At 65.0% G+C, this 14,512-nt stretch carries 15 protein-coding genes; 5 read left to right on the plus strand and 10 right to left on the minus strand.

Annotated elements, in window-relative coordinates; all coding sequences use genetic code 11:
- Positions 1 to 134: 134 nt before the first annotated feature.
- The 5 genes from XcyCFBP4188_RS06265 to XcyCFBP4188_RS06285 form a co-directional block, all read right to left on the minus strand.
- Complete coding sequence (locus XcyCFBP4188_RS06265; RefSeq protein ID WP_006450413.1) at positions 135 to 692, minus strand: CcdC protein domain-containing protein; 558 nt, start codon at positions 690 to 692, stop codon at positions 135 to 137.
- 161 nt (positions 693 to 853) lie between these two features.
- Positions 854 to 1,657: a MetQ/NlpA family ABC transporter substrate-binding protein gene (locus XcyCFBP4188_RS06270; protein WP_006450412.1), complete on the minus strand. Its 804-nt coding sequence runs from the start codon at positions 1,655 to 1,657 to the stop codon at positions 854 to 856.
- Between the two features lie 136 nt (positions 1,658 to 1,793).
- The gene (locus tag XcyCFBP4188_RS06275; RefSeq protein WP_006450411.1) at positions 1,794 to 2,489 is read right to left on the minus strand and encodes a methionine ABC transporter permease; all 696 of its coding nucleotides are present in this window, start codon (positions 2,487 to 2,489) and stop codon (positions 1,794 to 1,796) included.
- A complete protein-coding gene (locus tag XcyCFBP4188_RS06280) occupies positions 2,486 to 3,493 on the minus strand; it encodes a methionine ABC transporter ATP-binding protein (RefSeq protein ID WP_104591798.1) in 1,008 nt (335 codons plus the stop codon). The genes XcyCFBP4188_RS06275 and XcyCFBP4188_RS06280 overlap by 4 nt, the downstream gene beginning before the upstream one ends.
- A 175-nt stretch (positions 3,494 to 3,668) precedes the next feature.
- On the minus strand, positions 3,669 to 4,565 hold the full coding sequence (locus XcyCFBP4188_RS06285; protein WP_006450409.1) for a DMT family transporter: 897 nt from the start codon (positions 4,563 to 4,565) through the stop codon (positions 3,669 to 3,671).
- Positions 4,566 to 4,672: 107 nt separating this feature from the next.
- Here XcyCFBP4188_RS06285 and XcyCFBP4188_RS06290 point away from each other — a divergent pair, with 107 nt between their 5' ends.
- The 4 genes from XcyCFBP4188_RS06290 to XcyCFBP4188_RS06305 all read left to right on the plus strand — a co-directional run bounded on the left by XcyCFBP4188_RS06290 (position 4,673) and on the right by XcyCFBP4188_RS06305 (position 7,625).
- The gene (locus XcyCFBP4188_RS06290; RefSeq protein WP_006450408.1) at positions 4,673 to 5,158 is read left to right on the plus strand and encodes a YajQ family cyclic di-GMP-binding protein; all 486 of its coding nucleotides are present in this window, start codon (positions 4,673 to 4,675) and stop codon (positions 5,156 to 5,158) included.
- Positions 5,159 to 5,165: 7 nt separating this feature from the next.
- Positions 5,166 to 5,993, plus strand: coding sequence for an alpha/beta hydrolase (locus tag XcyCFBP4188_RS06295; RefSeq protein ID WP_043908717.1), 828 nt, complete (start codon positions 5,166 to 5,168; stop codon positions 5,991 to 5,993).
- A gap of 145 nt (positions 5,994 to 6,138) precedes the next feature.
- A complete protein-coding gene (locus tag XcyCFBP4188_RS06300; protein ID WP_006450406.1) occupies positions 6,139 to 6,699 on the plus strand; it encodes a DUF1415 domain-containing protein in 561 nt (186 codons plus the stop codon).
- A 119-nt stretch (positions 6,700 to 6,818) separates the two neighbouring features.
- On the plus strand, positions 6,819 to 7,625 hold the full coding sequence (locus XcyCFBP4188_RS06305) for an SDR family oxidoreductase (protein ID WP_104591799.1): 807 nt from the start codon (positions 6,819 to 6,821) through the stop codon (positions 7,623 to 7,625).
- A 146-nt stretch (positions 7,626 to 7,771) separates the two neighbouring features.
- Here XcyCFBP4188_RS06305 and XcyCFBP4188_RS06310 read toward each other — a convergent pair whose 3' ends face one another.
- A complete protein-coding gene (locus tag XcyCFBP4188_RS06310; RefSeq protein WP_006450404.1) occupies positions 7,772 to 8,485 on the minus strand; it encodes a pseudouridine synthase in 714 nt (237 codons plus the stop codon).
- Positions 8,482 to 9,549 carry a class I SAM-dependent methyltransferase gene (locus XcyCFBP4188_RS06315; RefSeq protein WP_006450403.1) on the minus strand — a complete coding sequence of 356 codons (1,068 nt, stop codon included), beginning with the start codon at positions 9,547 to 9,549 and terminating at the stop codon, positions 8,482 to 8,484. Before XcyCFBP4188_RS06315 ends, XcyCFBP4188_RS06310 begins: the two co-directional genes overlap by 4 nt.
- 635 nt (positions 9,550 to 10,184) lie before the next feature.
- Here XcyCFBP4188_RS06315 and XcyCFBP4188_RS06325 point away from each other — a divergent pair.
- Positions 10,185 to 10,445 (plus strand): hypothetical protein, encoded by a 261-nt coding sequence (locus XcyCFBP4188_RS06325; protein ID WP_006452568.1) that lies wholly within the window; start codon positions 10,185 to 10,187, stop codon positions 10,443 to 10,445.
- A gap of 101 nt (positions 10,446 to 10,546) precedes the next feature.
- On the opposite strand, the gene XcyCFBP4188_RS06330 is transcribed toward XcyCFBP4188_RS06325, so the two are convergent.
- From XcyCFBP4188_RS06330 to XcyCFBP4188_RS06340, 3 genes are all read right to left on the minus strand, one after another.
- On the minus strand, positions 10,547 to 11,884 hold the full coding sequence (locus tag XcyCFBP4188_RS06330) for a PQQ-dependent sugar dehydrogenase (protein WP_104591800.1): 1,338 nt from the start codon (positions 11,882 to 11,884) through the stop codon (positions 10,547 to 10,549).
- An 89-nt stretch (positions 11,885 to 11,973) separates the two neighbouring features.
- On the minus strand, positions 11,974 to 12,282 hold the full coding sequence (locus tag XcyCFBP4188_RS06335; protein ID WP_104591801.1) for a DUF3247 family protein: 309 nt from the start codon (positions 12,280 to 12,282) through the stop codon (positions 11,974 to 11,976).
- Positions 12,283 to 12,407: 125 nt separating this feature from the next.
- The gene (locus XcyCFBP4188_RS06340; RefSeq protein ID WP_095574969.1) at positions 12,408 to 14,441 is read right to left on the minus strand and encodes a PAS domain-containing hybrid sensor histidine kinase/response regulator; all 2,034 of its coding nucleotides are present in this window, start codon (positions 14,439 to 14,441) and stop codon (positions 12,408 to 12,410) included.
- Positions 14,442 to 14,512: the final 71 nt, after the last annotated feature.

Below are 14,512 nucleotides of genomic sequence, written 5' to 3' on the forward strand. Positions count from 1 at the left end.
GTGCGAACGCTGCGCGTGATAGGCGGCCCACCCGCGCCACTCCCAACTCCTACTCCGTACCAGTGTTAGTGCCGGTGCCGGTGCCGTGCCGGTGCCAGCGAAGCATCGAGATGCGCTCACGTGCAGGCGCCAGCTCAACGCCAGTAAACGCTGCCGCGCAGGCGCGCACTGCGCCAACGCCACCACAGCAAGGTGGCATACGCGAGTGCATAACCGAGCAATACGCCGGCCGCGCCCAGCAAACTCGCATGACTGAGCCAGCCTTCCGTGGGCCAGGCCACACCCTGCCAGGCGCTGCGCCAGCCCTGCACCATGCCGGCGATGACGCGTACCACCACCAACGCCGTCACTGCGAGCACCAGCCACAGATTGGGCCGGTAAAACAGGCCCTGCTGGGTACGTTCGAAGCGGGTCAACCGCAATGCCAGCAGACCCAAGGCCAGCCCGCAGGCCCAGCCGAATGCGGCGTGGCTGATCGCGCCGGGCCAGAACGCCGCAGCAACCAGCGCGAAAATGACGAACAACACGTTGGAGAGCGCAGCCGAGGCCAGATTGATCATCAACAACCAGCCACGCGCCTGTCGCCGCGCAGTACCGACACGGAAGCGCTGCACCAGCGACAACGGAAACAGCACCGCGAACACCGCCAGAGCGATGATCACGGCCAGCGGAATAGCGAGGAGAAGTGGCATCAGATACTCAGTTGCGGCGAACGGTGGTTAGCAAAACATCGCGGGCGCACGTCAGGCGGATGTGACGGCGCGCCTAGAACCGCAGTGCACGCGGAATGTGTGCCGCGACGGGTACCGATCGCACCCGCCTGGCCACTGCACAGCTGTCTTGATGGCCGCTCTTAGAACGCCGGCAACACCGCGCCTTTGTACTTCTGCTCGATGAAGGCCTTCACTTCGGGGCTGGTCAAGGCCTTGGCGAGCTTCTGCACGCGCGCATCGTCCTTGTTGTCCGGGCGGGCTACCAGGAAGTTCACGTACGGCGAGTCCTTGCTTTCGATCGCCAGCGCATCGCGGGTCGGATTGAGCCCGGCGTCGAGTGCGTAGTTGGTGTTGATCAGCGCCAGATCGACCTGGTCGAGCACACGCGGCAGCATTGCCGAATCGAGCTCGCGGAACTTCAGCTGCTTGGGGTTCTCGACGATGTCGCGCTGGCTGGACAACGCGTTGCTGGGATCCTTGAGTTTGATCACGCCGGCCTTGTCGAGCAGGATCAGCGCGCGGCTGTTGTTGCTAGGGTCGTTGGGGATCACCACGTCCGCGCCGGTGGGCAGTTCGGCCAGCGTCTTGAACCGGCGCGAATAGGCACCGAACGGTTCGATATGTACGCCGACCACGGTCACCAGCTGGCTCTTGCGGTCGCGGTTGTAGGCGTCCAGATACGGCTCGGTCTGGAAGTAATTGACGTCGATCTGCTTCTGCACGACCTGGTCGTTGGGCTGCACGTAGTCGTTGAACACGCGCACGTCCAGCTTGACGCCCTGCTTGGCCAGCAGCGGTTCGACCACCTCCAGGATTTCGGCATGCGGCACTGCAGTGGCGGCCACGGTGAGCGTGTCACCGCCGCTGCTGCCACCGTTACCGCCGCAGGAGGCCAACGCCAGCGTGGCCGCAGCCAGGAGGGAACGAAACGCGAATGTGCTCATGTAGGGATCCGTGGGAGGAGGAATGCGGCACTGCCGCAAGAGGTAAACCTAGCAGACCGCGGGTGCAGCGGCGATTCGCAAGCCCATGTTTCGTGCGTGACCCTCCGCGCCACGCGGCACCCGGTCGCAGCCGACCTCAGCGCCGGCTGTAACGCGCCACCAGCCGGTCGCCCAGCATCTGCAACAACTGCACCAGCACCAGCAGGGCGATCACGGTGACCAGCGCGACATCCGAATGCGAGCGCAAATAGCCTTCGCGATAGGCCACATCGCCCAGGCCGCCCGAGCCGATCGCACCGCCCATCGCAGTGAAGCCGATCAGCGCGATGGTGGTCACGGTGGCACCGGCAATCAGCCCCGGGCGCGCTTCGGGCAGCAACACACGAAATACCAGTTGCCACGTGGTGGCGCCCATCGCCTGGCTGGCTTCGATAATGCCGCGGTCCACCTCGCGCAAGGCGGTTTCCACCAGCCGCGCGTAGAACGGTGCAGCGCCGACCACCAACGGCAGGATCGCGCCGCGCACGCCCAGCGAGGTGCCCATCAACATCAGCGTGAGCGGAATCATCGCAATCATCAGGATGATGAAAGGCACCGAGCGCAGCAGATTGATCAGCGCCGCGAGTGCGCCGTACAGCACCGGGCGGCGGCGTAGTTGGGGCGCGCCGCACAGGAACAGCGCGACGCCCAGCGGCAGGCCGATCAACAACGTCAGCGGCAGCGCGCCGGCCAGCATCAGCAAGGTGTCGAGCGTGGCCTGGCCGATATCGCCCCACTTGCCGGCATCGAGATTGCGGAAGAACCCATTGGCAGTGGCGATCAACAGAGTCATACGCGCAGATCCTCCACTTGCACACCGGCCGCGACGAAGCCGGCACGTGCCGCGTTATGGTCGCCGCCGGTCAAGGCGACGATGAGCTGGCCGTACGGGGTGTCCTTGATGCGGTCCACGCGCCCGGACAGGATGTTGTAGTCCACGCCTGTCTCGCGCGCGATGCGGCCCAGCACCGGTTCGTAGGTGCCGTTGCCCAGGAAGGTCAGCCGCACGATGCGCCCGCCCACCGCAGCGAAGTCGCGATGCAGCTCGGCTTCGTCCACGTGCTCGGCTTCGGAGACGAAGCGCCGGGTGGTGGCGTGCTGCGGATGCAGGAACACCTCGGTCACCGGGCCGGTTTCGACCAGCTTGCCGGCGTCCAGCACTGCCACGCGGTCGCAGACGCGGCGGATCACGTCCATCTCATGGGTGATCAGCACGATGGTCAGGCCCAGCTCGCGGTTGATCTGCGCCAGCAGTTGCAGCACCGAGGCGGTGGTCTGCGGATCCAGCGCGCTGGTGGCCTCATCGCACAGCAGGATCTGCGGCCGGGTGGCCAACGCGCGCGCAATACCGACGCGCTGCTTCTGCCCGCCGGACAACTGCGCCGGGTACTTGTTGGCGTGCTGTTCCAGCCCCACCCGCGCCAGCAACTCGGCCACACGCGTATCGACCTCGGCGCGCGGGGTGCCGGCAAGTTCCAGCGGAAACGCCACATTGCCGGCCACGGTGCGCAAAGACAGCAGGTTGAAGTGCTGGAAGATCATGCCGATACGGCGGCGCAGCGTGCGCAGGCCCTGGCTGTCCAGCGCGGTGACGTCCTCGTCGCCGATCAGCAGGCGCCCGCCGCTGGGTTCTTCCAGCCGGTTGATCAGCCGGATCAACGTGGATTTGCCGGCGCCGGAATGGCCGATGATGCCGAACACTTCGCCGGGGCCGATCCGCAGATCGAGCGGGTGCAGCGCCACGATCTGGCGACCGTCAACGGAATAAGACTTGTGCAGGCGCTGAAACTGGATCACCGCGCGTGGCCGATTGGGGGGCCGTGAAGCCTACCAGTCAATGTTTGCGGACGATATTCCATTGAGTTCTAAGGTGGGGATTTGGGAGTCGGGATTGGGGATTCGTAACAGCCAAAGCGCCTTGCCGTTGCTCTAGCCAATCCCCAATCCCCAATCCCCAATCCCGACTCCCCAATCACGGCTTATCCAACGACATCGGCCGATCCGCCTTGCGAATCCGCTCCCGCCGCAACAAATACAGCCCGCTGGCGACGATGATGCCGGCGCCGGTCCAGGTCCAGTTGTCTGGCAGGGTCTGCCACAGCAGCCAATCCCAGCCGATCACCCAGACCAGGCCGGTGTATTCCAGCGGCGCGATCATCGAGGCCTCGCCGCGCAGGAAGGCCTGGGTCAGCGCAATCTGCCCCAGAGCCCCGGCCAGGCCCATGCCGGCGATCAACCAGGCGTGTTCGCCCCGCAACGGCACCCAGCCGGGGATCGCCAGCAGGCCGGCACCGATCGCCATGAACAGCAGAAACCACACCACCATCGCCTGAGGGGTATCGGTACGCGTCAGCAAGCTCACGGTGATGGCCGCGATGGCGTAGGCAGTAGCGGCCAGCAGCACCATCAGGCCGGGCAGCGAGATCAGCCCGTCCACCCCGGGGCGCAGCACCAAGATGACGCCGACCAGGCCAATGCCAATCGCGGTCCAGCGCCGCGGGCCCACATGCTCACCCAGCAACGGCACCGATAGCGCCGCCACCAGCAACGGCGCCACGAAATACAGCGTGTAGGCGGTGGACAGCGGCATGCGCTTCAAGCCGTAGACGAAGCAGCCGATCATCACCATGCCCAGCACCCCGCGCAGCAGATGCAGCCCCCAGCGCACCGGCACGATCGAACGCGGCCCGGCGGTGGCGAACACCCACACCAGTACGAACGGAAGCGAGGCGGCGGCGCGCAACAAGGTGACCTGCAGCGGTGGGTAATGCGCCGACAACAGCTTCATGCCCGCATCCATCAGCGAGAAGCAGGCCACGGCGGCCACCATCCAGGTGATGGCGGGAAGCGGAGAACGGGTGTTGGGCATGACGCATTATCGCTACGCCTGCGCACCGACCGCCAACCCCCGTCTCGACAGTACGCACGACGCGATGCCCTAGAATGGCGGCTGTTTTCAGATAGCAGGAGCTTTGCATGCCTTCCTTCGACGTGATCTCCGAAGTCGACAAGCACGAACTGACCAATGCGGTGGATCAGGCCAATCGTGAGCTGGATACGCGCTTCGATTTCAAGGGCGTGGAGGCCAGGTTCGAGCTGGAAGACGACAAGGTGATCAACCAGTCCGCGCCCAGCGATTTCCAGGTCAAGCAGATGACCGACATCCTGCGCGCACGCCTGCTGGCACGCGGCATCGACGTGCGTTGCCTGGAGTTCGGCGATATGGAAACCAATCTGGCCGGTGCGCGCCAGAAGGTCACCGTCAAGCAGGGCATCGAGCAGAAGCAGGCCAAGCAGCTGGTGGCCAAATTGAAGGAAGCCAAGCTCAAGGTGGAAGCGCAGATCAATGGCGACAAGCTGCGTGTGAGCGGCAAGAAGCGCGACGATCTGCAGGATGCGATGGCGCTGCTGAAGAAGGCCGATTTCGAGCTTCCGCTGCAGTTCGATAATTTCCGCGACTGAGCTAACCATCGACAGCACCGACCTCAAGCCTGGCAACGCCGCACGCTGCCACTGGCAACATGCGGCGCAGACACGCACGCCGCTGGCGCTGCTGTACCTGCACGGCTTCACCGCCAGCCCGGGCGAAGCCGGCGCACTGCCCGAACAGATGGCCGATGCGTTGGGCGCCAACCTGTACGTGCATCGTTGGCCTGGCCATGGATGCAGCGCAGCCGACGCGATGCAAGGACTCACGACTGCCGCGTTGCAGGCATCGGCACTGCAAGCATTGGCGCAGGCGCAGCGGATGGGCGAGCGCGTGGCGATCGTTGGCTCGTCCATGGGCGGCACGCTGGGTTTATGGCTTGCGGCGCAACAGCCCGACGCGGTGGCTGCGGTCGTCGCATGGTCGCCCGGCATCCGGCCTGCAGACCCTGCACTGCTCGATCAGGTCTGCGCGGCGCAGGCGCCATTGACCGATCCACGCCCGCGCAACGCCGCATCCTTGGCGTTCTGGTCGAACATCATCCACCCGGATGGATTCCGCGCGCTGCGCAGTCTGTTCGCGAGCATGGCCGCCGATCCTCCGTGGTCGCGCGTGCGCTGCCCGGTGTTTGTGGGCCACTACCGCGCGGCCAACGGCGACGAAGATCCAACCGCCTCGGTGCCGGCGATGCTGGACATGTTCGATGCGCTCGGCACCGCGGCAAGCCGCAAACAGGCGATGGCATTCGACACCGGCGCGCATGCGATCGGCTCGCCGCACAAGACCCCGCATGCCGATGCGGCTGCACAGGCATCGATCGCATTTGTGCGTGCGCACGTGACAGCTCCTGCGCAGACCGAGACTCGATAGACCCGCGGCGCCAAGGCCGAACTGCACGTTGCAGTGACAGTACGCGTCGACATCGGTCGCGTCTGCTTCACCGGGCCACCGTAACCGCGCGCGGCCGCGAAAACACCGATCGCATACACTGGCGCTCCATCCCGCCGCCGCCACGATGACGTCCACGCCTTCCACGCTTGACCCGTTGACCGCTACCCGCCAGTGGATCGAGCGCGCGGTGATCGGTTTGAACCTGTGCCCGTTCGCCAAGGCGGTCTACGTCAAGGAGCAGGTGCGCCTGGTCCTCAGCGACGCCAGCACGCCCGAAGCGCTGCTCGAACAACTGGCCGAAGAACTGGTGTTGCTGCGCGACACCCCGGCCGAGCAGATCGACACCACCTTGATCGTGCATCCGGACGTGCTCACCGATTTCCTGGACTACAACGACTTCCTCGACAACGCCGATGCGGCCGTGGAAGCGCTGGATCTGGACGGCGTGTTGCAGGTGGCCAGCTTCCATCCGGACTATCAGTTCGCAGGCGCGGCCGTGGACGATGTGGCCAACTTCACCAACCGCTCGCCCTTCCCCACCTTGCACCTGCTGCGCGAAGACAGCGTGGAGCGTGCGGTGGCCGCCTTCCCCGACCCGGACGTAATCGTCGAGCGCAATATCGAGACGCTGGAACGCCTGGGCCAGGACGGCTGGGAACGTCTATTGAACGCATCGACGCACTGATCAGCCGATACGCGGCGCGCACGCAGGCGCCGCTGCTTAGGCCAAAGCCCGCGTGCGTTGCTGCGACCACCACAACGCACGCGTTACAGTGCCGACGACCTCACTGACGCGATGCTCCGATGCCCTTGATTCCGGCTGTTTCCGCATGGAACCCGTCCCCGCTGCAGGACCGCGTGGTGGTGATCACCGGTGGCGCGCAAGGCATCGGCCGCGGCATTGCGCAGGCAGTGCTGGGCGCGGGCGGCAGCGTGGTGATCGGCGATCTGGATGCGGAGGCCGGCAAGACCTGTCTGCACGAATGGGCACTGCCGCAACGCAGCGCCTTCGTCCGTTGCGATGCGGCGCGCGAATCCCAGGCAACACGCTTGATCGCCACTGCACTCAAACGCTTCGGTCGCCTCGATGGCCTGGTCAACAACGCAGGCGTGGCCGATCCGCATGTCGCGCCCTTGCCGCAACTGGAGTGGGACGAGTGGAATCGCCGGTTGGCGAGCCTGCATGGCGCATTTTTGTGCAGCAAGCAGGCCTTGCCCGCACTGGCGCAAGCCGAGGGCGGCGGTGCGATCGTCAACATCGCCTCCACCCGCGCCTGGCAATCCGAACCGCATAGCGAAGCCTATGCCGCCGCCAAGGGCGGCCTGGTGGCCTTCACGCATGCATTGGCGCTGAGCGAAGGCCCGCAGGTGCGCGTCAACAGCATCAGCCCGGGCTGGATCAGCACCGATGCCTGGCGTGCACCGCAGCGCAGGCGTACGCCCAAACTCTCGCGCCGCGACCATGCCCAGCATCCGGCCGGACGCGTTGGCACGCCGGAAGACATCGCACAGCTGGCGGTGTATCTGCTGTCGCCGCAGCTGTCCGGCTTTGTGACCGGGCAGGATTTCGTCGTCGATGGCGGCATGTCGCGCAAGATGCAGTACGTCTAAAGTCTGGCGCAGGTTAGCTACTTGGAGCGGGGCGACAAAACGACGTGCACCGCCAGGCGAGCGCGGCCGTCTTCGTGGTTCCCATCAGCACACGAACACGTTGGCGGTGCGGTGTCTCACTGCTTGCGGGACCTTTGGCGGATGGATCATGCCTGCTCGCTGCGGCCGAACAACACCTCAAGATCGGGCGCTTCCAGCGTGCGCCATTGCCCGGACGGCAGGCCTTCCAGCGACAGCCCGCCAATGCGGCTGCGGTGCAGCGCCACCACATGATTGCCGGCAGCGGCAAACATGCGCCGCACCTGGTGGTAGCGGCCCTCGTGCAAGGTCAGGCGCGCTTCGCGTGGGCCGAGCACATCCAGTTCGGCCGGCAGCAATGGTTTGGTTTCGCCTTCCAGCAGCAACGTGCCGCTGGAAAACAGCGCGGCTTCGTCGCCACGCAAGTCCTCGGCCAGGGTGACGTCGTAGACCTTGTCCAATGCGGACTTGGGCGAAATGATCCGGTGCAGCAGCGCGCCGTCGTCGGTCATCAGCAACATGCCGCTGGTCTCGCGATCCAGCCGCCCCACTGGCGCCAGCACCGGCGCGCGCGAACGGAAGCGCAGCGGTAGTAACTCGTAGATCAGCCGACCGGTGTCCTTGGTCGAGCAGGTGTAGCCGCTGGGTTTGTGCAGCAACAGGCTGAAACCCGACGGCGGATCCAGCGGTTCGCCATCGATACGAATCGCGTCGTGCTCCACCTGGTCGTCGGCATACAGCACCTCGCCCTGGACATCGGTGACCGCGCCCTGGCGAAACAGCTGGGTCACCTGCTTGCGGCTGCCATAACCGAGATTGGCGATGTGCTTGACCAGCTTCATGCGCGCGCTCCACGGCCGCGGATGGCAGAAATCAGCTTGAAACCGTGGCGTTCGGCGGCCACGCGTACCTGCCCGAAGCTTTCGTTAAGTACGTATTCGTAAGGCAGATGCCGGTTGGCGACCAGCAACAATTGCCCGCCCGGGCGCAGCGCCTGCGCGGCCACGGCGATGAAGCGCTGCCCGATATCCGGGCGATCGGCACGCGAAGGCGTGTGGAACGGCGGATTGCTGACGATGAAGTCGTACTGCGCCACCAGGCCGGCAGTGACGTCGTGCCAGTGGTACTGCAGCTGCGCCGGATGCGCGATGCCCTGCAGATTGCGCTGCGCCAGGGTGAGTGCGCGCGCCTCGGCCTCGTACAGATCCAGCGCGGTGACCTTGGGGCAGCGCGCCAGCACTTCGGCCGACAGATAGCCAAAGCCCGCACCCAGATCGGCGCCGTGCCCGGCCAGCGTGGTCGGCAGATGCTCGACCAACAGCGCAGAGGCAGGATCGATGCGGTCCCAGGCGAACACGCCCGGGCGGCTGACGAAGCGCCCGTCCAGAATCTTACGCGGCGCATCCAGCGCGGCCCAGCGCGCCTGCAGCGCCACATCGGTGTCGGCAGGCAGCGGGGCGCTCCAGTAGGTGCGGCAATGGTGCTTGGTCAGGCTGCCGGCCAGGCCGGTGAGCTGGCGCAGATCGGCTTCGCCCGAACGCGCGCCCTCGTTGTTGGACTGGCAGGCCACCACGCGGCCACCCGGCGCGGTCAGCGCCACGGCGCGCGCAAACAACGCACGCGCTTCTTCGCGCTGACGCGGCGGCAGCACCAGCACCAGTGCGTAGCGGGTGCTGTCGGCTTCGATCTCGCTCTCTTCGCGCACGTTCCAGCCACTGCGCTCCAGCGCCTCGGCGAACGGCCGAAAGCTCTGCTCGCAGGTCAGCGTATCGACGGCGGCATGCTCACTCAGCGCAAAGCCATCACGCGCGCGCAGGAACAACACCGGGCCGTTGGGCCACGGCAGCACGCCCTGGGCGAAGGGCAGGAACAGGGTGTGAAGCGGGGCGTCGTGCGGGCCAGCCATCGGATCATCGGGTCGGGAAACAGGCGGCCATTGTAAGGGACCGCTGCCGGCTACCCGGCGCCGCCGTCCGCTGGGAGCTCTCGATTGCGCCGATCTTGATTGAGCGAGTCAGAAGCTTAGTCGGTCGAGGGCGCGGTGCCCTCACCGCACCGGAGGGTCGCGTCAGAAGCCTGGTCGGTCGAGCGCGCGGTGCCCTCACCGCTCGCGGGACACGCCGTAAACCCGTCCCTGGGGGCTCGGTGGCGGCATCCATGCCGCCACACGGTCCCGCAATCGGTGAGGACACCGCACCAGAACGTTTGCTGGTTGCTTGAAAACATGCAAACCGACCATCGCGACTGGTCCTTGCCCGCCCACCGTCGCGGGACCTTACGCGGCATGGATGCCGCGTAAGAGCTTACAAGGACGCACTTGCAGCGTGTCCCGCGACGGTGGGCGGGCAAGGACCCTGCAGCCAAGTCGCAGATCAGCCGCTCTGCAATAGAACAACCTTAAGTAGCTTGGTCAGCCGTTCCAAGCCAACTTCAATTGCGTGACCTGGCAACGGCATGCCTTCCAATGTCTATACGGACTATTGATGCCCACGCAACATCCGCACGCCTAGGCTGAAAGCACGCCCACACCGGAGAGACGCGATGCGAGCCTTGTTCGTAGGTGGAGTTGTCGACAACAGCGAAATGGATCTGGACGACACCCCGCCACCGATGCATTACCCCGAAAACACCGGCGCCGGCCGGCCGCGTTATCGCCTGCATCAGGTGGGCGAACGCGACGATGGCAGCTTGGCCTATGCGGTCTATGGCGCACCGGAAATGGCCGACGATGACATCAGCCGGATCACCGAGGAGCGTGGCTACGCGCGTCGCTTCAGTGCGTCTCCGGAGGCGCCGCGCTAATTGCGCTTAAGCGACCTGATTGTGTTTGAGTGAGAACGCGCATGAAAAAACCGGGCCTGAGCCCGGTTTTTTGTTTGAACGCCTGGATCAGCGCATTGGGATCAGCGTGCCTTCGGAGTCACCCGCCAGATCACATTGCCCACATCGTCGGCCACCAGCAGCGCGCCGCTATTGTCGGGCGCCACACCGACCGGACGGCCCTGTGCATTGCCTTCGGCATCCAGAAAACCGTCCAGCACGGTGATCGGCGTGCCACTGGGCTTGCCGTCGACGAACGGCACGAACAGCACCTTGTAGCCGCTGGGCGGATCGCGATTCCACGAGCCATGCTGGCCGATGAAAGCGCCCTGGCGGAAGCGCTCGGGGAGCAACGTACCGCTGGCAAAGCTCAGACCGAGCGAGGCGGTATGCGGGCCGAGCGCATAATCGGGCTTGATCGCCTTGGCCACCAGCTCGGCATTTTGCGGCTTGACCCGCTCGTCCACGTGCTGGCCGTAATAGCTGTAAGGCCAGCCGTAGAAGCCGCCATCGCGCACCGAGGTCAGATAGTCAGGCACCAGATCGCTGCCGATTTCATCGCGCTCGTTCACCACCACCCACAGCGATTTGCTCTGCGGCTCCCACGCGGTGCCGACCGGATTGCGTAGCCCGCTGGCGAACACGCGGCTGCTGCCGGTGGCCGGATCGATCTCCAGAATCGCCGCGCGGTTGAGCTCGGCTTCCATGCCGTTTTCGGCCACATTGCTGTTGGAGCCCACGCCTACATACAGCTTGCTGCCATCGGCGCTGGCCAGCAGCGACTTGGTCCAATGGTGATTCAGACCGCCAGGCAGATTGGCCACGAAGGTCGGCTTGGCGGTGATATGCGTATCGCCGGCCTTGTACGGAAAGCTCACCAGCGCATCGGCATTGGCGACATAGAAACGATCGCCGACCAAGGCCATGCCGAACGGCGAAAACAGGCCGCTGACAAACTGCGTGCGTACTTCGGCCACACCATCGCCATCGACGTCGCGCAGCAGCGTGATGCGATTGGCGCTGGGCACCACGGCACCGGCCTTGCTCATCATCGCGCCCTGCACTTTCTTGCGGATTCCGCCACCGCCTTCGGCATCGTCCGGCTTGGGCGGTTCTGCAGTTTCGGCCACCAGCACATCGCCGTTCGGCAGCACATAGACCCAACGTGGGTGGTCGAGATCGCGTGCGAACGCGGCGACCTGCAGATCGTCGGCGGCGATCGGCTTGGCGTTCTCGGTCCAGCGTTTGACCGGCGCCACCTTGACGGTGGGGATCAGGCGTTTGACCGGCTCGGGCAATTGCGGGTTGGGTCCGGCTCCCTGTTCGATGGCAAGCGTGGCGGTATCGCCGCAGGCGGCGAGAACGGCGACAGTCAGTAACGACAGCGGCCAACGAGCGAGCTTCAACGAGGGTGCATTCATTGCGGGGGCAATCCTGAACAGTTGCGACACTCGGCCATCATGCCGTCAACACCACGTTGAGAAGTAAACACATCGTCAATGCAGGCGTGTCAGGGCGTAGGTTGCGGAGCGATGCCCACTGGTAGCGGGTGCACCGCCACGATGCGATCCATCCAGATCCATTGCGGTTCCTGCGCTGCATCCAGGTGATCCAGACGCAATTGGCCGTTGATGCCTTCGCGCTGCTGAGCATCGAGATAGGTCTGGATGGTGGGGCGTACGGCAACCGTGCCGCTGATGGTGCTGCCATCGTCCAGTTCGATCTGCACACGCTCCTGACCACCGAGCAGCGACACCCAGTGTTCGAGCGTTGCGATCTGTACCTGTTCCGAATAAACGTGCGGTGCATATTTGGACATCGTGGCATCTCCGAAGAAGAAGTTGCTACGCTAGGCCACTGGCTGTGAAAGACGCACAAAACAGCGTCTTGCTCATGCAATCGCCTGGCTACGCATGATCGCGCGACGTGGATGCCGCGCTTGGGTCACTCCACCGATTCGCGCGCCGCGCGCACAGCAGTGACAAGTTGCGCAACGCTGTACGGCTTGGCCAGATGCTCCTGAAAACCGGAGTCCAGCGCGCGCTTGCGATCGTCGTCGCGTGCCAGTGCGGTCACTGCCACCGCCGGCAATGCACTGGCATCCAGCCCCAGGTTTTCGCGCACGGTACGGATCAGTCCGTAGCCATCCATGCCCGGCATGCCGATGTCGGTAAGCATCAGATCGAAGCGTGCGTAACCGCGATGATCGATCAGCGCCAGTGCATCGGTGGCGCTGCCGGCGGTGACCACTTCGGCGCCCTGCTCTTCTAGCAGGCGGCGCAGGTAATCGAGCATGTCCGGCTGATCTTCCACTGCCAGCAGACGCAGGCCATTGAGCGCGCGTGCTTCGATGATCTGCTCGGACATCAGCCGCCGACGCAGTTCGCGCCGCGGCCGCTTGGCCTGATCGGGAATGTGCTCGGGCAGGCGCACGGTAAACGTGGCGCCCTTGCCGCGCCCGCCACTGGTGGCGCCCACCTGGCCGCCATGCATTTCCACCAATTGCTGCACGATCGCCAGGCCCAGGCCCAGACCGCCGTGCTGGCGCGTGGTGGTACCGTCTGCCTGGCGGAAGCGCCCGAACAGATGCGGCAGGAATTCGGCGGCGATGCCGTCGCCGGAGTCGCGTACCGACACCAGCAGATGGCCGTCGTCGCGCTCGATGGTGACGTCGATGCGGCCGTGTGCCGGCGTGAACTTGATCGCGTTGGAGAGCAGATTCCACAACACCTGCTGCAGCCGCGTGGCATCGCCGAGTACCAGGCACGGGGTGTCCGGCACGTGCACCTCCAGGATCTGGTCCTTGCCTTCGGCAGCCAGTTCCTGGGTAGTCAGCGCTTCGTGCACCTGCTCGGCCAGATCCAGCGATTCGACCTCCAGCTGCACCTTGCCCAGCAGCATGCTGCTGAGATCGAGCATGTCCGAGATCAGCCGCTTTTGCGCGCGTGCGCTGCTGGCGATCACCGACAGGCCCTTGTAGGTGGGTTGGCCTTCTTCGACCCGCTGCAGCAGCAGTTCGCTCCAGCCCAGAATCGTGGTCAATGGCGTGCGCAATTCGTGCGACAGCGTGGCCAGGAACTCGTCCTTGAACCGCGCCATGCTCTCGGCCTCGTTGCGCGCAGTGCGCTCGGACTCGAGCAATTGTTCGCGCGCCAATTCGATTTCGCGCTGTTCGGTGACATCCGGACTGCTACCGGCAAGACCAATAAAACGACCATCGGCCGAATACCGCGGCGTGGCGGCCATTTCGATCCAGCGCCACTGGCCATCGTGGCGGCGCGCACGTACCAGCGCATGCAACGCGCGCTGTTCTTCCAGGGAAGCGGCCAGTTCGAACTGGAAGATCGACAGATCGTCCGGATGCAGCAATTCGCTCCACGCCGAGACCGTGCCGCTGGAAATATCGATGCCGAAAAATTCGCCGTAAGCACTGTTGACGAAACGCACCACACCCTGCGCGTCCAGCACCCAGACCGGCATCGGCAAGCCATCGGCCAGTGCGCTGAAGCGCGCCTCGCTCTCGGCCAGCTCGCGCTCGACGCGCTTGCGTTCGGTGATGTCCATGAACAGCACCGCCACCCGCGCCTGCTCCGGTTGCCCGACCCGGAACGCATCCACCGAATACCAGCGCCGCAATGCCTTGGCCTGCATTTCGAAATGGATACGGTTGCCGGTGCGGGCAACATGCCCGTAGCGGTCGAACCACTCCTGCTCGTGCTCGGCGAGCATGCCGCGCACGGAGACATTCACCGCGTTGGTCAGACCGGTGTAGCGCTCGAACGCGCCATTGGTCGAGCGAATCACGTAATCGACCGCTTTGTCGCCATCGAACACCATGTCGATGACGCAGAACCCCGCGTCCACGTTATGGAAAATCTCGTGGTACATCGCAGGATCCAGAAACGGCTCGGCGATGGCGGCGGGCAGGCCGGCGGCCAATTCTGGGCTGGGACTGGAAGTGCTCAAATCGGGGTCCACTGGTGATGCCGATGCGGATGACGGGCAGATGAAAACATGCCCGATGTCGTCAGCGGGTGCACGGGCAACTG

The sequence above is a fragment of the Xanthomonas hortorum pv. cynarae genome, from assembly GCF_002939985.1.
Classification (GTDB): Bacteria; Pseudomonadota; Gammaproteobacteria; order Xanthomonadales; family Xanthomonadaceae; genus Xanthomonas; species Xanthomonas hortorum_D.